Annotated in this window: 14 protein-coding genes; 12 read left to right on the forward strand and 2 right to left on the reverse strand. The window is 66.9% G+C overall.

Annotated features, from left to right (window positions below; translation table 11 throughout):
• Positions 1–12: 12 nt before the first annotated feature.
• The 3 genes from AC0IPL_RS07110 to mraY are packed head-to-tail and all read left to right on the forward strand — an operon-like array spanning position 13 to position 4,011.
• Positions 13–1,512 (forward strand): UDP-N-acetylmuramoyl-L-alanyl-D-glutamate--2,6-diaminopimelate ligase, encoded by a 1,500-nt coding sequence (locus AC0IPL_RS07110; RefSeq protein ID WP_474273122.1) that lies wholly within the window; start codon positions 13–15, stop codon positions 1,510–1,512.
• Positions 1,509–2,909 (forward strand): UDP-N-acetylmuramoyl-tripeptide--D-alanyl-D-alanine ligase, encoded by a 1,401-nt coding sequence (locus tag AC0IPL_RS07115; protein ID WP_474273123.1) that lies wholly within the window; start codon positions 1,509–1,511, stop codon positions 2,907–2,909. Before AC0IPL_RS07110 ends, AC0IPL_RS07115 begins: the two co-directional genes overlap by 4 nt.
• Before the next feature lie 19 nt (positions 2,910–2,928).
• Positions 2,929–4,011 carry a phospho-N-acetylmuramoyl-pentapeptide-transferase gene (gene mraY, locus AC0IPL_RS07120; RefSeq protein WP_474273124.1) on the forward strand — a complete coding sequence of 361 codons (1,083 nt, stop codon included), beginning with the start codon at positions 2,929–2,931 and terminating at the stop codon, positions 4,009–4,011.
• Positions 4,012–4,333: 322 nt separating this feature from the next.
• On the opposite strand, the gene AC0IPL_RS07125 is transcribed toward mraY, so the two are convergent.
• On the reverse strand, positions 4,334–5,248 hold the full coding sequence (locus tag AC0IPL_RS07125; RefSeq protein ID WP_474273125.1) for a glutaminase: 915 nt from the start codon (positions 5,246–5,248) through the stop codon (positions 4,334–4,336).
• Positions 5,249–5,377: 129 nt separating this feature from the next.
• Between AC0IPL_RS07125 and murD the strand changes: the two genes are divergently transcribed.
• Complete coding sequence (gene murD, locus AC0IPL_RS07130; protein WP_474273126.1) at positions 5,378–6,775, forward strand: UDP-N-acetylmuramoyl-L-alanine--D-glutamate ligase; 1,398 nt, start codon at positions 5,378–5,380, stop codon at positions 6,773–6,775.
• A gap of 220 nt (positions 6,776–6,995) precedes the next feature.
• Here murD and AC0IPL_RS07135 read toward each other — a convergent pair whose 3' ends face one another.
• On the reverse strand, positions 6,996–8,177 hold the full coding sequence (locus AC0IPL_RS07135) for a BaiN/RdsA family NAD(P)/FAD-dependent oxidoreductase (RefSeq protein WP_474273127.1): 1,182 nt from the start codon (positions 8,175–8,177) through the stop codon (positions 6,996–6,998).
• 184 nt (positions 8,178–8,361) lie between these two features.
• On the opposite strand from AC0IPL_RS07135, the gene ftsW reads away from it, so the two are divergent.
• The 8 genes from ftsW to ftsA all read left to right on the forward strand — a co-directional run bounded on the left by ftsW (position 8,362) and on the right by ftsA (position 16,852).
• Entirely contained in the window at positions 8,362–9,528 is a 1,167-nt protein-coding gene (gene ftsW, locus AC0IPL_RS07140; RefSeq protein ID WP_474273129.1) for a putative lipid II flippase FtsW, read from the forward strand.
• 25 nt (positions 9,529–9,553) lie between these two features.
• On the forward strand, positions 9,554–10,645 hold the full coding sequence (locus tag AC0IPL_RS07145; RefSeq protein WP_474273130.1) for a UDP-N-acetylglucosamine--N-acetylmuramyl-(pentapeptide) pyrophosphoryl-undecaprenol N-acetylglucosamine transferase: 1,092 nt from the start codon (positions 9,554–9,556) through the stop codon (positions 10,643–10,645).
• Positions 10,646–10,649: 4 nt separating this feature from the next.
• Positions 10,650–12,047, forward strand: coding sequence for a UDP-N-acetylmuramate--L-alanine ligase (gene murC, locus AC0IPL_RS07150; protein ID WP_474273132.1), 1,398 nt, complete (start codon positions 10,650–10,652; stop codon positions 12,045–12,047).
• A gap of 79 nt (positions 12,048–12,126) precedes the next feature.
• Positions 12,127–12,381 (forward strand): DUF2484 family protein, encoded by a 255-nt coding sequence (locus AC0IPL_RS07155; RefSeq protein WP_474273133.1) that lies wholly within the window; start codon positions 12,127–12,129, stop codon positions 12,379–12,381.
• Between the two features lie 110 nt (positions 12,382–12,491).
• Positions 12,492–13,412: a UDP-N-acetylmuramate dehydrogenase gene (murB, locus tag AC0IPL_RS07160; RefSeq protein ID WP_474273135.1), complete on the forward strand. Its 921-nt coding sequence runs from the start codon at positions 12,492–12,494 to the stop codon at positions 13,410–13,412.
• Positions 13,413–13,753: 341 nt separating this feature from the next.
• The gene (locus AC0IPL_RS07165) at positions 13,754–14,632 is read left to right on the forward strand and encodes a D-alanine--D-alanine ligase (protein ID WP_474273136.1); all 879 of its coding nucleotides are present in this window, start codon (positions 13,754–13,756) and stop codon (positions 14,630–14,632) included.
• Positions 14,620–15,516, forward strand: coding sequence for a cell division protein FtsQ/DivIB (locus AC0IPL_RS07170; RefSeq protein ID WP_474273138.1), 897 nt, complete (start codon positions 14,620–14,622; stop codon positions 15,514–15,516). The genes AC0IPL_RS07165 and AC0IPL_RS07170 overlap by 13 nt, the downstream gene beginning before the upstream one ends.
• 1 nt (position 15,517) lies before the next feature.
• Positions 15,518–16,852 (forward strand): cell division protein FtsA, encoded by a 1,335-nt coding sequence (ftsA, locus tag AC0IPL_RS07175; protein ID WP_474273140.1) that lies wholly within the window; start codon positions 15,518–15,520, stop codon positions 16,850–16,852.
• The last annotated feature ends 14 nt before the right edge of the window (positions 16,853–16,866 follow it).

Below are 16,866 nucleotides of genomic sequence, written 5' to 3' on the forward strand. Positions count from 1 at the left end.
TAGGGAACCGCCATGAGCCGCAGCAACACCAGCACACCGGACCCGCAGCCGCTCAGCCAGCTGGGGCTGACCGCCCGCGGCGGCGCTGATCCGCAGATCAGCGGCCTGGCGGTGGACAGCCGCGAGGTGCGCGCCGGTTTTCTGTTCGCGGCCCTGCCGGGCAGCCAGATGCATGGTGCCAAATTCATTCCCGCCGCTTTGGAGCTGGGGGCCTCGGCCATCCTGACCGATGCCGCCGGCGCCGAGATCGCCGCCTGTGTGCTGGGTGAAAGCCACGCCGCGCTGGTGGTGGTTGAGGACCCGCGCCAGACGCTGGCCTATGCCGCCGCGCTGTGGTTCGGCGGCCAGCCGCAGACCGTGGTGGCGGTGACCGGCACCAACGGCAAGACCTCGGTGGCGACCTTCGTGCGTCAGATCTGGTCCGAACTGGGCCATGAGGCCGTCAACATGGGCACCACCGGCATCGAAGGCGCCTGGAGCTATCCGCTGGCCCATACCACGCCGGAACCCATCACCCTGCACCGGGCCCTCGCCGCTGCCGCCGCGGCGGGTGTGACCCATGCGGCGATGGAGGCATCCTCCCACGGGCTGGACCAGCGCCGTCTGGACGGGGTGCAGCTGGCGGCTGCGGGGTTCACCAATTTCACCCAGGATCACCTGGACTATCACGAGACCTTCGACGCCTATTTCGCCGCCAAGGCCGGGCTGTTCCGCCGGGTGCTGCCGGACGAAGGCGTGGCGGTCATCAACATGGACGATCCCCGCGGCGCCGAGATGCGCGCGGTGGCGGCGGCCCGCGGCCAGGAGATCATCAGCGTAGGCCGCGGCCTTGGTGATCTCAGCCTGATGGGGCTGCGCTATGACGGCACCGGGCAGGACATGCGGTTTTCCTGGCATGACAAGCCGTTCCAGGTGCGGCTGAACCTGATCGGCGGGTTCCAGGCGGAAAACGTCCTGCTGGCCTGCGGGCTGGTGATTGCAGGCGGCGAAGACCCGGAGCGGGTGTTCGAGACCCTGCCGCATCTGACCACCGTGCGTGGCCGCATGCAGCTGGCAGCAGAGCGCGACAATGGCGCGGCGGTGTTCGTGGATTACGCCCACACCCCGGCTGCCGTGGCCAGCGCCATCAAGGCGCTACGACCGCATGTGCTGGGCCGGCTGATTGCCATCGTCGGCGCCGGCGGGGATCGCGATACCAGCAAACGGCCCTTGATGGGGCAGGCAGCGCATGACAACGCCGATGTGGTAATCGTGACCGACGACAACCCGCGCAGCGAAGATCCGGCGGTGATCCGCGCCGCGGTCAAGGGTGGCGCGCCCGATTGCGTCGAGATCGGCGACCGTGCCGAGGCGATCCTGCGCGGCGCCGATATGCTGGGGCCGGGCGATGCGCTGATCGTCTGCGGCAAGGGCCATGAGACCGGCCAGACCGTGGGTGATACCGTGCTGCCCTTTGACGACGTGGAGCAGGCCAGCATCGCCGTGGCCGCTTTGGACGGGAGGCTGGCATGACGCTGTGGACCGCGGCCGAGGCCGCTGCCGCCACCGGTGGGCAGGCGCAGGGGGACTGGCAGGTCTCTGGCCTGTCAATCGACACCCGCACGATTGAACCGGGTGATTTGTTCGTGGCGCTGACGGCGGCGCGCGACGGTCATGACTTTGTGGCGCAGGCGCTGGAGAAGGGGGCCGCTGCGGCGCTGGTCGCGCGCGTGCCCGACGGGGTGGCGCCGGATGCGCCGTTGCTGATCGTGGACGATGTGCAGACCGGGCTGGAGGCCCTGGGCCGCGCGGCGCGGGCGCGGACGCAGGCGAAGGTGGTGGCGGTCACCGGCTCTGTCGGCAAGACCTCGACCAAGGAGATGCTGGCGCGGATGCTGTCGGACCAGAGCCGCACCCATTCGGCGGTGGCCAGCTACAACAACCATTGGGGCGTGCCGCTGACGCTGGCGCGGATGCCGCGCGACACGGAATTTGCGGTGATCGAGATCGGCATGAACCACCCCGGCGAGATCGCGCCGCTGGCACGTCAGGCGCGGCCGCATGTGGCGATGGTGACCACGGTCGCCGCCGTTCACCTGGAGGCGTTTGACAATGTCGAGGGGATCGCCCGCGAGAAGGCCGCGATCCTGGAAGGGCTGGAGCCGGGCGGCGTGGGTGTGCTGAACGGGGATATCGCCGAGGCGCATGTGCTGCGCGATGTGGCGGCTGGCTTGGGCGTGGATGCGCGCTGGTTCGGCGCTGGTGCCGACGATTACCAACTGCAGTCGGCGGCGATCAAGGGCGCGGAGACCGTGGCCCGTGTCACCGCGGATGGGCGAGAATTTGAGCTTCATATTCAATCTCTTGGCGCGCATTTTGCGATGAACGCACTGGGCGCGCTGGCCTGTGTTGCGGCGCTGGGGGCGGATGTGGACAAGGCCGCGCGCAGCTTGTCGCTGTGGTCCCCGGTCAAGGGGCGCGGCGTGCGCGAGACGATCGGGCTGGACGGCGGGGAGATCACCCTGCTGGACGACAGTTACAACGCCAACCCGACTTCTGTCGCGGCGGCGCTGGCGGTGTTGGCGGCAACACCCGGCAGCGGGCGCAAGCTGGCCTGGCTGGGCGACATGAAGGAACTGGGACCTGATGAGCTGGCGCTGCATGCAGAGCTGGCCGATCTGGAAGCGGTGGCAGACATCGACCGGATCCATTGCATCGGACCTTTGATGCGGGCGCTGCATCAGGCCTTGCCCGAGGCCAAGCGCGGCGACTGGTATGAGACCAGCGCCGAAGCGGTGCCTGCGTTGCACGACAGCATCGCGGCGGGCGATATTGTGCTGGCCAAGGGGTCATTGAGCATGGCGCTGTCCAAGATCGTTGACGGCATCCGCGAAATGGGTCACTGCGGCCGCAATTCTGAAAAACCGTAAGGATCGGGGGACGGGCATCATGCTCTATTGGCTGACTGCGTTGTCGGACGGGGGAGATTTTTTCAACCTCTTCCGCTATATCACATTCCGCGCAGGCGGCGCCTTTCTGACTGCGCTGGTCTTTGGCTTTCTGTTTGGCAAGCCGCTGATCAACGTGCTGCGCAAGCGTCAGGGAAAGGGCCAGCCGATCCGGGATGACGGGCCGGAAGGGCATTTGTCCAAGGCGGGCACCCCCACGATGGGTGGCCTGCTGATCGTGGGCGCCCTGCTGACCACCACGCTGATCTGGGCGCGCTGGGACAACCCCTATGTCTGGCTGGTGCTGTTCGTGACAATGGCCTACGGGCTGATCGGCTTTGCCGATGACTATGCCAAGGTGTCCAAGCAGAACACCAAGGGCGTGCCGGGCAAGGTGCGGCTGCTGCTGGGGGTGCTGATTGCCGTCACCGCCGCCCTCTGGGCCGCGGCCTACCACCCGGAGCCGTTGCAGAACCAGCTGGCGATGCCGGTGTTCAAGGACACGCTGATCAATTTGGGTATCTTCTACGTGCCGTTCTCGATCTGTGTGATCGTCGGCGCGGCCAACGCGGTGAATCTGACCGATGGCCTGGACGGCCTTGCGATCATGCCGTCGATGATTGCCGCGGGCACTCTGGGGGTGATTGCCTATGCGGTGGGGCGCGTCGACTTTACCGAGTATCTGGACGTGCATTACGTGCCCGGCACCGGCGAGATCCTGATCTTTACCTCGGCGCTGTTTGGCGCAGGACTGGGCTTCCTGTGGTACAACGCGCCGCCTGCCGCCGTGTTCATGGGCGACACCGGGTCGCTGGCCTTGGGCGGTGCGCTGGGGGCGATTGCGGTGGCCACCAAGCATGAACTGGTGCTGGCCATCGTTGGCGGCCTGTTCGTGGTCGAGGCGCTGTCGGTCATCATCCAGGTCCTGTACTTCAAGCGCACCGGGCGGCGGGTGTTCCTGATGGCGCCGATCCACCATCACTATGAGAAGAAGGGATGGGCGGAGCCGACCATCGTGATCCGCTTCTGGATCATCTCGCTGATCCTGGCGATGATCGGGCTGGCGACGCTGAAGGTGCGCTGAGCCGCACCGCTTTGCAGCCCGGCCAAGGCGGCGGGGCTGTCCCGTCTGCTTTTGTGGCAACCGCGCCGGGCTGATGCTGGGCGCGGTTTTGTTTTGCAAGGAAGGCGGCGCCGCCAAGGGGGCGGAGCATCGGATGGCCGGTGTCAGCGGCCATGTCCGTCTATCGGCCTGTGCGGACCCGCCCTGCACCCAATGAAGAGGTGGTCTTTGGGGGCCGGTCTCCTGGTCTTCGCGTTGCAACGCTTCGACCGTAGTGCAGGCGGGTGAAAATCCGGTGAGGGCAGCGTGCGCCGGCTGCGCAACACGCTGACGGGCAGGGGGCTCAGAACACCGACCAGTCCATTTCCCGCGCTAGAAGCTCCATCGCCTCGGTGCCCAGCTTGGAATTGCCGTTGTGGTCCAGCCCCGGCGACCACACCGCGACACTGGCCTTGCCCGGCACGATCGCCAGAATTCCGCCGCCGACGCCGCTCTTGGCGGGCAGGCCGACGCGGTAGGCAAAGTCGCCGGAGCCGTCGTAATGGCCGCAGGTCAGCATCAGCGCATTCAGCCGCCGCACCCGGCCCTGCGACACCAGGCTCGGCCCCTTGTCGGCGCCGATCAGGAACCGGCCCGCCTTGGCCAGCTGCACGGTCGTCATCTCGATGGCGCAGTGGTGGAAATAGGTGCCCAGCGTCTTCTCCGGCGTGTTCTTCAGGTTACCGAAAGAGGCCAGGAAATTGGCATGGGCGAAATTGCGGTGGCCGTTGCGGGTTTCCGAACTGGCCACCTCCTTGTTGATGTGGATGTCGTCGTCGCCTGCCGCGGCGCGGATGAAGCCGAGGATTTCCGCCAGCGCCTCCTTCGGCTCGCGGCCCGCCAGCAGCTCATCTGTGGTGACGATGGCCCCGGCGTTGACAAAGGGATTGCGCGGTCGGCCGCGCTCATGCTCGAGCTGGACGATGGAGTTGAAGCGGGTGCCCGACGGCTCGCGCCCGACCCGCTGCCAGAGCTGGTCGCCGGAGCGGCCGAGCGCGATGGCGAGGGTGAACACCTTGGTGATGCTTTGGGCGGAGAAGCGCGTGTGCGCATCGCCCGCGCAGTAGAGCTTGCGGTCGGCGGTGGCCACCGCCATGGCGAACTGGCCCGGATCCACCTGGCTGAGTTCGGGGATATAGTCGGCAGCCGCGCCGCGGTCGGTGCGGCTGTGCATCTGCGCGCTGATCCGGTCAAGCAGGCTTTGGATATCCGGTGCCAAGACGGCGTCCCCTCTGTGGTGGTGGCGGAAACTTCAGCCATGTGCCGGGGCTTGTCAATCTGACGACACTGGCAAAGCCCGGATGGATGGGGTAGCGGTTCCGGCACGGATTGAGAGGGAGTGCAGGCGATGATCCCGGTTAAAGGATATGAGGGCGCAAGCGTGGCGGTGCTGGGGCTGGGCCGGTCCGGTCTGACCACGGCGCGAGCGCTGCGCGCAGGCGGCGCGGTGCCGCTGTGCTGGGACGACAACCCGGCGGCGCGGGCCGCGGCGGAGGCGGAAGGCTTTGCCTGCCGCGATCTGCACAGGCCCGAGGCCTTTGAGGGGGTGGCGGCGCTGGTGACCTCGCCCGGTATTGCGCACCTATATCCCAAACCCAACCCGGTGATCCACGCGGCGCTGGCTGCGGGAGTGCCGGTGGACAACGACATCGGGCTGTTCTTCCGCTCCTTTGCCGATGCCGAATGGCAGATGCACGACCAGCCGCCGCGGGTGGTGGCGGTGACCGGCTCCAACGGCAAATCGACCACGGTCGCGCTGCTGCATCACATCCTGACGGAGGCGGGCCGCGAGAGCCAGCTGGCCGGCAACATCGGCCGCGGCGTGCTGGACATCAACCCGCCGAGCAATGGCAGCGTGGTGGTGCTGGAGCTGTCGAGCTATCAGACCGAACTGGCGCGGGCGCTGACCCCGGATGTGGCTGTGTTCACCAATCTCAGCCCCGATCACCTCGACCGGCACGGCGGCATGGGCGGCTATTTCGCCGCCAAGCGCCGCCTGTTCGCCGAGGGTGGCCCGGACCGTGCGGTGATCGGCGTGGACGAGGACGAGGGGCTGTTCCTGGCGGGCCAACTGGCCGAGGGGGCTGGCGATGACCGGGTGATCCGCATCTCGGCGGCGCAGAAGCTGACCGGGCCGGGCTGGCAGGTCTTTGCCCGCAAGGGATTCCTGAGCGAATACCGCAAGGGGCGGCAGGCGGCGTCGATCGATTTGCGCGGGATGCAGGGGCTGCCCGGCGCGCACAACCACCAGAACGCCTGCGCGGCCTATGCGGCGGCGCGCACGCTGGGGCTGGCTCCGCGGCTGATCGGCGACGCGATGGCGACCTTTCCCGGCCTGCCGCACCGCAGCCAGACCATCGCCGAGGCGAATGGCGTGCGCTATGTGAATGACAGCAAGGCCACCAATGTGGACAGCGCGGCCAAGGCGTTGAGCGCGTTCAGCAACATCCGCTGGATCTGCGGCGGGCTGGAAAAGGACGGCGGGCTGGACGGGCTGGCGGCGCAGGCGGGCAATGTGGCCAAGGCCTATGTGATCGGGCGCGAGGCGGCGGGCTTTGCGATGCAGTTGGCGGTGGAGGCCGAGGTCTGCACGACGATGGCGACGGCGGTGGCGCGCGCCATGGAGGACGCGCAGCCGGGCGATACCGTGCTGCTGGCCCCGGCGGCGGCCAGTTTCGACCAGTATGACAATTTCGAGCAGCGCGGCGAGGATTTCATCGCAGAGGTCAAACAGCGGCTGGGGTAAGGGGCTTCAGACTCACCCAAGCGGAAAATCCGCCCCGCACTCGCCTTCACCTGGACTTTGTCTGCCAGAGCCATCCGCCGCGCTAAAGCGGAATGGCCGTCTCCCCGCCTAGGCGGGGCCCCTCGGCAATTCAGCTTGATCCCGGTGGCTGCCCCTGGCCGCCGGTGCCCAAGCGAAGGCGGCTCCGAAGCGGGAAATCCCGGCCGGTCAGGACCGAGGGTCAGCCCGTGGCGGCGATGGCGGTGCCTGCGGCGAAACCGGACGACCAGGCCCATTGGAAATTGTAGCCGCCCAGCCAGCCGGTCACATCGACGGCTTCGCCAATGGCGTAGAGACCGGGCACGGATTTGGCTTCCATCGTCTTGGAGGACAGCGCATCGGTGTCGATTCCGCCCAGCGTCACCTCTGCCGTGCGGTAGCCCTCGGTGCCTGCGGGCAGCAGTTGCCAGTTCGCGAGCGCATCGCAGAGGCTGCGCAGGGCAGCATCGGACTGGTCGGCGAGACGCCCGCTGAGGCCCAGCTCCGGCGTGAGGAAGTCCACCAGCTTGGCGGGCAGGTGGCGTGACAGCTCGGTGGTCAGATCGCGGCCGCCCCCGGCCTGGCGCTGTTCGCGCAGGCGGTCGAACAGCGGTGTCTCGGGAATCAGGTTGACGGTGATCGCCTCGCCCTCGCGCCAGTAGGACGACAGTTGCAGCACCGACGGCCCGGAGAGGCCGCGGTGGGTGAACAGCAGCGCTTCGTCAAAGGAGGTGCACTCGTTGGAGAGCCGCGCGGGCAGGGCAACCCCGGCCAGCGGCTTGAAGCGGCCATCGGGAAAGGTGAAGGGAACCAGCGCGGGACGGGTTTCGGTGAGGGGCAGTTCGAACTGGCGGGCGAGATCATAGGCCAGCCCGGTCGCGCCCATCTTGGCGATGGATTTGCCGCCCGTCGCCAGCACCAGGTTGCGGCAGGCGACCAACTGGCGCTTGCCCTCGCGCAGCAGGGTGACGCGGAAGCCCGCGGCGGTGCGCTCGACCGCCTCGACCGAGGTTTGCAGCCACAGGTCGGCGCCCGCGGCGCGCAGCTCCGCCACCAGCAGGGCGATGATCTGCTTGGCCGAGCCGTCGCAGAACAGCTGCCCGAGGGTCTTCTCGTGCCAGGCGATGCCGTGGTGGGTGACCAGTTCGATGAAGTCCCACTGGGTGTAGCGCGCCAGTGCCGATTTGCAGAAATGCGGGTTCTGCGACAGGTAGTTGGCAGGCCCGGCATACATGTTGGTGAAGTTGCAGCGGCCGCCACCGGAGATGCGGATCTTCTCGCCCGGCGCCTTGGCGTGGTCGATCACCAGCGTGCTGCCGCCGGACTGGCGGGCACACATCATGCCAGCCGCGCCGGCGCCGAGAATCAAGGTTTTTACCTGCATGGCGCGCATCGACCATGGATCGCGCAATGGCGCAAGCGAGCATGTGCGAAAACCCGCGCAGCGCAAGGTAAAGCGGGTGGCAAAAAATGCGCATCCGGGTTAGCCTTCCTGCAACAGACCCCGCAAACGGGGCAGGGCAGGCCCCGCATGGGGCGCGAACGAGGCATATAGTGGCGGTATTCCCATGACTGAGATGGTCTATGGCGCGGTTCCCGTGCAGGCAGGCGAGCCGATTCTTCCGAAATGGTGGCGGACGCTGGATAAATGGACGATGTCCTGCATCCTGATGCTGTTCGTGATCGGGCTGTTGCTGGGGCTTGCGGCCTCTGTGCCGCTGGCAGAGCGCAACGGATTTGGCAGTTTCCATTATGTGCAGCGGCAGGTGGTGTTCGGCGTGACCGCGCTGGGGGCGATGCTGGTCACCTCGGTGATGTCGCCCACGCTGGTGCGGCGGCTGGCGGTGCTGGGCTTTGCCGTGGCCTTTGTGGCGCTGGCGTTCCTGCCGATCTTTGGCACCGATTTCGGCAAGGGCGCTGTACGCTGGTACAGCCTGGGCTTTGCCTCCTTGCAGCCGTCGGAGTTTCTGAAGCCGGGCTTCATCGTGGTGGCCGCCTGGATGATCGCCGCAAGCCAGCAGATCAACGGGCCGCCGGGCACTCTGATGTCGTTTGGACTGTGCATGGCGGTGGTGATGATGCTGGTGCTGCAACCGGATTTCGGACAGGCCAGCCTGGTGCTGTTCGGCTGGGGCGTGATGTATTTCGTGGCCGGGGCGCCGATGCTCTTGTTGGTCTGCATGGCGGCGGTGGTGGTGCTGGGGGGCGTCTTTGCCTACAATAGCTCAGAGCATTTTGCGCGTCGCATCGACGGCTATCTGAACCCCGACATCGATCCCACCACTCAGCTGGGCTACGCCACCAACGCCATCCGCGAGGGCGGGCTGTTCGGCGTTGGCGTGGGTGAGGGGCAGGTGAAATGGTCGCTGCCCGATGCCCACACCGATTTCATCATCGCGGTTGCCGCCGAGGAATATGGGCTGGTGCTGGTGGCGGTTCTGATCGTGCTTTACGCGCTGATCGTGGTGCGCTCGCTGCTGCGGCTGATGCGGGAGCGCGACACGTTTATCCGTCTGGCGGGCACCGGGCTGGTCTGCATGCTGGGCGTGCAGGCGATGATCAACATGGGCGTGGCGGTGCGGCTGTTGCCGGCCAAGGGCATGACGCTGCCGTTTGTCAGCTACGGCGGTTCGTCGCTGATTGCGACCGGCATCGCGGTGGGCATGTTGCTGGCCTTTACCCGCACACGTCCGCAGGGCGGGATTGCCGATTACCTGAACGGCCGCGGTCGCTGAGACGTTAGAAAGAGACACTCCCAAGATGGCACAGAAACTGCTTTTGATGGCGGCGGGTGGGACCGGCGGCCACATGTTCCCTGCACAGGCGCTGGCCGAGGAAATGCTGGCGCGGGGCTGGCGGGTGAAGCTGTCGACAGACGCGCGCGGCGCGCGCTACACCGGTGGCTTTCCGCATACGGTGGAGATTGCGCAGGTGTCCTCGGCCACCTTTGCCCGCGGTGGGTTGCTGGCCAAGGCGATGGTTGGTCCCAGGATCGCGGGCGGTGTGCTGTCGATGATGCGGCAGATGCGGCGCGAGCGCCCGGATGCGGTGGTGGGCTTTGGCGGCTACCCGTCGATCCCGGCGCTGGGGGCCGCGACGCTGTTGAAGCTGCCGCGGATGATCCATGAACAAAACGGCGTGCTGGGCCGGGTGAACCAGCTGTTTGCAGGGCGTGTTCAGGGGGTGGCCTGCGGCACTTGGCCGACCGACCTGCCGAAGGGCGTGGCGCATGAGCATGTGGGCAACCCGGTGCGCGCTGCGGTGATGGAGCGCGCGGGTGCGGCCTATATTCCGCCGGGGGATTACCCGATGTCGCTGTTGGTGATGGGCGGCAGCCAGGGCGCCCGCATCCTGTCGGATGTGGTGCCGGGCGCGGTTGCCGCACTGCCGGACGAGATCCGCCAGCACCTGCGGGTGTCGCATCAGGCCCGCGCCGAGGATCAGAACCGGGTTGCCGCCTTTTACGCGGACCACCGCATCAACGCCGATGTGCAGCCGTTCTTTCACGATGTGCCCGCCCGCATGTCGGAGGCGCAGCTGGTGATCTCGCGCGCAGGTGCGTCTTCGGTTGCGGATATCTCGGTGATTGGTCGCCCCTCGATCCTGATCCCCTTTGCCGCTGCGGCAGGCGATCACCAGAGCGCCAATGCCCGCGGACTGGCCCAGGCCGAAGCGGCGGTCGTGATCCCCGAAAGCGCGCTTGATGTTTCGGTGCTGGCGGAGCATATGGGCGCAATTCTGAGTAACCCGCAGGCCGCCACCCAGATGGCGACCGCTGCACTGAACGCCGGAATTCCCGATGCCACCGACCGTCTGGCGGCACTGGTGGAGCAACTGGCACAGGAAGGATAACGTGATGAACCCTGCAACCAAGCTGCCCGGTGATGTCGGCCCGATCCATTTTGTCGGCATCGGCGGTATCGGCATGTCCGGCATTGCCGAAGTGCTGCTGAACCTCGGCTACAGCGTGCAGGGATCGGACCTGAAGGCCAGCAAGATCACCGGACGTCTTGAAGAGCTGGGCGCGCGGATCTTCGTGGGCCAGCAGGCGGAAAACCTGGACGGCGCGGCCGTGGTGGTGATTTCCTCGGCGATCAAGCCGGGCAACCCGGAGCTGGACGAGGCCCGCCTGCGCGGTCTGCCGGTGGTGCGCCGCGCCGATATGCTGGCGGAGCTGATGCGGCTGAAGTCCAACATCGCCATCGGCGGCACCCACGGCAAGACCACCACCACCACGATGATGGCAGAGCTGATGGTGGCGGGCGGTTTTGACCCCACCATCGTCAACGGCGGTATCATCCACGCCTACGGCTCCAACGCGCGGATGGGGCAGGGCGAATGGATGGTGGTTGAGGCGGACGAGAGCGACGGTTCGTTCAACCGGCTGCCCGCGACCATCGCCGTGGTCACCAACATCGACCCCGAGCATATGGAGCATTGGGGCGATTTCGATGCCCTGCGCGATGGCTTTCTGGAGTTTGTCTCCAACATTCCCTTTTACGGCATCGCGGTCTGCTGCACCGACCATGCGGAGGTGCAGGCGCTGGTGGGGCGGATCTCGGATCGTCGGGTGGTGACCTATGGCTTCAACGCGCAGGCGGATGTGCGGGCGGTGAACCTGACCTACAAGGCGGGCGTTGCGCATTTCGACGTGCATTTGCAGGCCGAGGATCAGGTGATCGAGGGGTGCAGCCTGCCGATGCCGGGCGACCACAATGTGTCCAACGCGCTGTCGGCGATTGCGGTGGCGCGGCATCTGGGCATGAAAAAGGAAGAAATTCGCAAGGCCCTTGCGGCCTTCGGCGGGGTGAATCGGCGCTTCACCAAGGTGGGCGAGGTCGATGGTGTCACCATCATCGACGATTACGGCCATCACCCGGTGGAGATCGCCGCGGTGCTGAAGGCGGCGCGCCAGGCCAGTGAGGGCCGGGTGATCGCGGTGCATCAGCCGCACCGCTATTCGCGCCTTGCCAGCCTGTTCGAGGATTTCTGCGCCTGTTTCAACGAGGCCGACGTGGTGGCGATTGCCGAGGTTTTTGCGGCCGGCGAAGACCCGATCAAAGGCGCCAGCCGGGATGATCTGGTGGCGGGAATGATCCGCCATGGCCACCGCCACGCGCGGGCCATTCTGGACGAGGATGATCTGGAGCGGTTGGTGCGCGAGCAGGCGCGTCCCGGCGATATCGTGGTCTGCCTGGGCGCGGGCACCATCAGCACTTGGGCCAACGGCCTGCCTGCACGGCTGGCGCGCTGAGCGTGAGGTTGCATACCCGGGGCGCCGTTCCCTGCCGCCGCTGCCAGACGCCGCTCCGTCAGCAGCAAGGCCTCTGCGCATGACGCTGTCGCTGACGCTGGCGGCGCTTTGGGCGTTGGCGGCCAATGTGCTGGCGGTGCTGCCCAGCCGCGACAACCACTGGCGGCGAGCCTATGTGCTGATTGCGCTGGGGATTCCGTTGCTGGTCTATGTGACCTATGAAAACGGCCCCTGGTGGGGACTGGCGGTGCTGGTGGCGGGCATGTCGGTACTGCGCTGGCCGGTGGTCTATTTCGGCCGTTGGCTGCGCCAGACATTGCGCCGCGGCGGCTGAACCCGCCTCGCACCGGCGGGAACTTGCCGATCGTCGCTGCTGCGGGTGCATTGTATTGCGGCTGGATTCCTTGCTAGAGGCTGGCGGCAAAGTTGCGAGGGACAGATGTGATGAAGTTGGACGGACTGCGGGGGAAACTGACGGCCAACCGCGACCTTGCGGGGCTGACCTGGCTGCGCGTGGGCGGACCGGCAGACTATCTGTTTCAGCCTGCGGATGTGGAGGATATGGCCGCCTTTTTGCGCCAGCTGGACCCGGCGGTGCCGGTGTTCCCGATGGGGGTCGGCTCCAACCTGATCGTGCGCGACGGCGGTTTGCGCGCGGTGGTGATCCGGCTGGGGCGCGGCTTCAACGCGATTTCCGTCAATGACGGGTTGGTCACCGCAGGCGCCGCGGCGCTGGATGCGCATGTGGCGCGCAAGGCGGCGGATGACGGCATCGACCTGACCTTTCTGCGCACCATTCCCGGATCGATCGGCGGCGCGGTGCGGATGAATGCGGGCTGCTATGGCAGCTATGTGGCGGACGTGTTCGTGTCGGGCACCATCGTGACCCGCAAGGGAGAGGTCCGCGAGATCACCGCGCGGGAGCTGGATTTTCAATACCGCCAGACGGCCTTTCCCGAGGGCGCGGTGCTGGTCTCGGCCACATTGCGCGGCCCGGCCGGGGCGCCGGAGGCGCTGCACGCGCGGATGCAGGCGCAGCTGGAGAAGCGCGATGCGACCCAGCCCACCCGCGACCGTTCGGCCGGGTCGACCTTTCGTAATCCGGCGGGGTTTTCCTCAACCGGGCAGGCGGATGATGTGCACGACCTGAAGGCCTGGAAGGTGATCGACGAGGCCGGAATGCGTGGCGCCAGCCGCGGCGGGGCGCAGATGAGCGAGAAGCACTCCAACTTCCTGATCAACGCCGGTGGCGCCACTGCCGCAGATCTGGAAGGGCTGGGCGAGGATGTCCGGAAAAAGGTTTACGAAAATTCTGGCATTACGCTAGAATGGGAGATCATGCGGGTTGGTGATCCGCTTCCCTGATAACTGGATTTAATCCGGCTGTGTCAATGGGTTGACCTTTGGTTGCCCGCTGTCCATTCCGGTCGGGCGCGGGCACGTGCGGTGATTCCCTGTCGGCGTGGTAAAAGCAACGTTAACGGCCCGGTAACGATTTGGGCGTTAAGGTGGCGGGCGGGCCGTGCGGACGGGCGGCCCTGCAACGCCGGGGCGGGATTCCGGCAGTAGAGGCTGGGGACGTACCCGGCAGCAAATCATAAGGCGGGCCCGGAAAGGGTTCCAAGAAACTGGGGCAAAAGCCCCGCATATTGAGGCGCTTGGTGGTGAGTAGGTCGAGCAGGACACTCCCGAAGGTCGCGGTGCTGATGGGCGGGCCATCAGCCGAACGCGAGGTATCGCTGTCCAGCGGTCGCGAATGTGCGACGGCGCTGCGCGATGAGGGGTATGACGTTGTCGAGATGGACGCGGGCGCGGATCTGTGCGCGCGGCTGGCCGCGGTGCAGCCGGATGTGGTGTTCAACGCGCTGCATGGCCGCTGGGGCGAGGACGGTTGCGTGCAGGGGATGCTGGAGTGGCTGCAAATTCCCTATACCCACTCCGGGGTGCTGGCCTCGGCGCTGGCGATGGACAAACAACGCTCCAAGGAGGTGTTTCGCGCCGCCGGGCTGCCGGTGGTGGAAAGCGGCCTGTTTGCCAAGGACGACGTGAGTGCCGGGCATGTGATGGCGCCGCCGTATGTGGTGAAACCCAACAACGAAGGCTCCAGCGTCGGCATCTATATCGTGCAGGAGGCCGCCAACGGCCCGCCACAGCTGGCGCCGGAAATGCCGGAGCAGGTGATGGTCGAGACCTTTGCGCCGGGGCGCGAGCTGACCACCACCGTGGTGGGGGACCGGGCGCTGACGGTGACCGACATTCTGACCGATGGCTGGTATGATTACGATGCCAAGTACACGCCCGGCGGGTCGCGCCACGAGCTGCCGGCCGACCTGCCGCGTGAAATTTTCGATCTGTGCATGGAATATGCCCTGCGCGCGCATCAGGCGCTGGGGTGCCGCGGTGTCAGTCGCACCGATTTTCGCTGGGACGCGGCCCGCGGCGCGCGCGGCCTGATCCTGCTTGAGACCAACACCCAACCCGGCATGACGCCGACCTCGCTGGCGCCGGAGCAGGCGGCCCACTGCGGCATGACCTTTGGCCGCTTGTGCGCCTGGATGGTGGAGGATGCCTCATGCGGGCGCTGACGCGGCGGTTTGCGGGCACGGCTGCCGCAGGGCGGGTCGATCCGGCGCCGTCGCGGTTGAAGTACCGGTTGCAGCGCTGGATGCTGACGCCGGGGATTCGCTTTGGCCTGCGGTTCGGGGTGCCGGTTTGTCTGGTGCTTGCGGCAGGCGGGGCCTATCTGGCCGATGAAGCCCGGCGTGACGGGTTGATGGCGATGATCCATGACGCCCGTGCCGCGGTGCAGGAACGCCCGGAGTTCATGGTCAACGTGATGGCGGTGGATGGGGCCGGACCCAGTGTGGCGCAGGACATCCGCGAAGTGGTTTCGGTGGCGTTTCCGATCAGCTCTTTCGATCTGGATCTGGAACAGATCCGCGATGTGATTACCGGGTTGGACCCGGTCAAGAGCGCCAGCGTGCGTATCCGTCCCGGCGGCATCTTGCAAGTGGACGTGGTGGAGCGCGAGCCGGCGCTGGTGTGGCGGAGCCGGGAAGGGTTGGCGCTGCTGGACAAGAGCGGCATCCACGTGGCGGAACTGGGGCGGCGCAGCCTGCACCCGGACCTGCCGCTGATCGCGGGCAAGGGGGCGGCCGCCAAGGCGGAAGAGGCGTTGCGGTTGTTTGCCGCGGCACGGCCGCTGGGGCCGCGGCTGCGTGGTCTGGTACGGGTTGGTGACCGGCGCTGGGATGTGGTGCTGGACCGCCAGCAGCGGATCATGCTGCCCGCGCGCAATCCGGTGCAGGCGCTGGAGCGGGTGCTGGCAGTCAGTGAGGTGCAGGATTTGCTGGAGCGCGATGTGGCTGCGGTGGACATGCGTCTGGCCGGGCGGCCGACGGTGCGCATGGCCGAAAACGCGGTGGAAAACTGGTGGCGCATCCGGCAGTTGAACGGGGATGGGCAGTGACATGACAGATCTCTATCAATCGCAGCGGGCGATGCGGCAGATGCGCCGGCAGGCGATGCAGCGCGGTGTGGTGGCCATTCTGGATGTGGGCAGTTCCAAGATTGCCTGCCTGGTGCTGCGGTTCGACGGCACCGGACGGTTGAGCGAGGATGGCTCGATCGGGGCGCTGGCCGGGCAATCCGGGTTCCGGGTGATCGGCGCCGCCACCACGCGTTCGCGCGGGGTGCAGTTCGGCGAAATCACTGCCATGCAAGAGACCGAGCGTGCCATTCGCACCGCGGTGCAAGCGGCGCAGCGCATGGCCGAGGTGCGCGTCGATCACGTCATCGCCTGCTTTTCCGGCGCCAATCCGCGCTCTTACGGGCTCGATGCCAAGCTGGACCTGAAGGGGCAGGAAGTCACCGAACAGGACGTGGCAGAGGTGCTGGCCGCCTGCGAGGTGCCGGAATATGGCGCCGGGCGCGAGGTGCTGCACGCGCAGCCGGTGAATTTTGCGCTCGACAACCGCTCTGGCCTTGCGGATCCGCGCGGCCAGCTGGGGCAGACGCTGGCGGTGGACATGCACATGCTGACGGTGGACGCGATGGCGGTGCAGAACCTGGTGCGCTGCATCCAGCGCTGTGACCTGGAGCTGGCAGGGATTGCCTCCTCGGCCTATGCGGCGGGCTTCTCGGCGCTGGTCGAGGATGAGCAGGAACTGGGGGCCGCCTGCATTGACATGGGCGGCGGCACCACCTCGATCTCGATCTTCATGAAGAAGCACATGATCTATGCCGACGCGGTGCGCTTGGGCGGCGACCATGTGACCAGCGACATCTCCATGGGGCTGGGCGTGCCGATGAACATCGCCGAGCGCACCAAGACCAAACATGGCGGTGTGCATGCCACCGGCGCCGACGACCGCGAGATCATCGAGATCGGCGGCGACACCGGTGATTGGGAGCATGACCGCCGCACCGTCAGCCGGGCCGAGCTGATCGGCATCATGCGGCCGCGGGTTGAGGAGATTCTGGAGGACGTGCGCACGCGGCTGGATGCGGCCGGCTTCGAATATCTGCCGAGCCAGCAGATCGTGCTGACCGGCGGCTCCAGCCAGATCCTGGGGCTGGACGGGCTGGCCAGTCGGATTCTGGGCCAGCAGGTACGGCTGGGACGACCGCTGCGGGTGCATGGGTTGCCACAGGCCGCGACCGGGCCGGGCTTTGCCTCGGCTGTGGGGCTGTGCCTGTTTGCGGCGCATCCGCAGGATGAGTGGTGGGACTTTGACATGCCCGCGCGCAGCCACCCAGCGGGCAGCCTGGGCCGGGCGGTGCGCTGGTTCCGCGACAACTGGTAGGCGCACAGGAAATC

It is taken from the genome of Leisingera sp. SA32 (assembly GCF_056033425.1).

Coding starts and splice junctions, on each gene's coding strand:
- ftsW (WP_474273129.1), top strand. CDS start 8,362: ATGACTGAGATGGTCTATGGCGCGGTTCCCGTGCAGGCAGGCGAGCCG.
- mraY (WP_474273124.1), top strand. CDS start 2,929: ATGCTCTATTGGCTGACTGCGTTGTCGGACGGGGGAGATTTTTTCAAC.
- AC0IPL_RS07115 (WP_474273123.1), top strand. CDS start 1,509: ATGACGCTGTGGACCGCGGCCGAGGCCGCTGCCGCCACCGGTGGGCAG.
- murB (WP_474273135.1), top strand. CDS start 12,492: ATGAAGTTGGACGGACTGCGGGGGAAACTGACGGCCAACCGCGACCTT.
- AC0IPL_RS07145 (WP_474273130.1), top strand. CDS start 9,554: ATGGCACAGAAACTGCTTTTGATGGCGGCGGGTGGGACCGGCGGCCAC.
- AC0IPL_RS07110 (WP_474273122.1), top strand. CDS start 13: ATGAGCCGCAGCAACACCAGCACACCGGACCCGCAGCCGCTCAGCCAG.
- AC0IPL_RS07170 (WP_474273138.1), top strand. CDS start 14,620: ATGCGGGCGCTGACGCGGCGGTTTGCGGGCACGGCTGCCGCAGGGCGG.
- AC0IPL_RS07155 (WP_474273133.1), top strand. CDS start 12,127: ATGACGCTGTCGCTGACGCTGGCGGCGCTTTGGGCGTTGGCGGCCAAT.
- AC0IPL_RS07135 (WP_474273127.1), bottom strand. CDS start 8,177: ATGCAGGTAAAAACCTTGATTCTCGGCGCCGGCGCGGCTGGCATGATG.
- murD (WP_474273126.1), top strand. CDS start 5,378: ATGATCCCGGTTAAAGGATATGAGGGCGCAAGCGTGGCGGTGCTGGGG.
- ftsA (WP_474273140.1), top strand. CDS start 15,518: ATGACAGATCTCTATCAATCGCAGCGGGCGATGCGGCAGATGCGCCGG.
- murC (WP_474273132.1), top strand. CDS start 10,650: ATGAACCCTGCAACCAAGCTGCCCGGTGATGTCGGCCCGATCCATTTT.
- AC0IPL_RS07165 (WP_474273136.1), top strand. CDS start 13,754: ATGGGCGGGCCATCAGCCGAACGCGAGGTATCGCTGTCCAGCGGTCGC.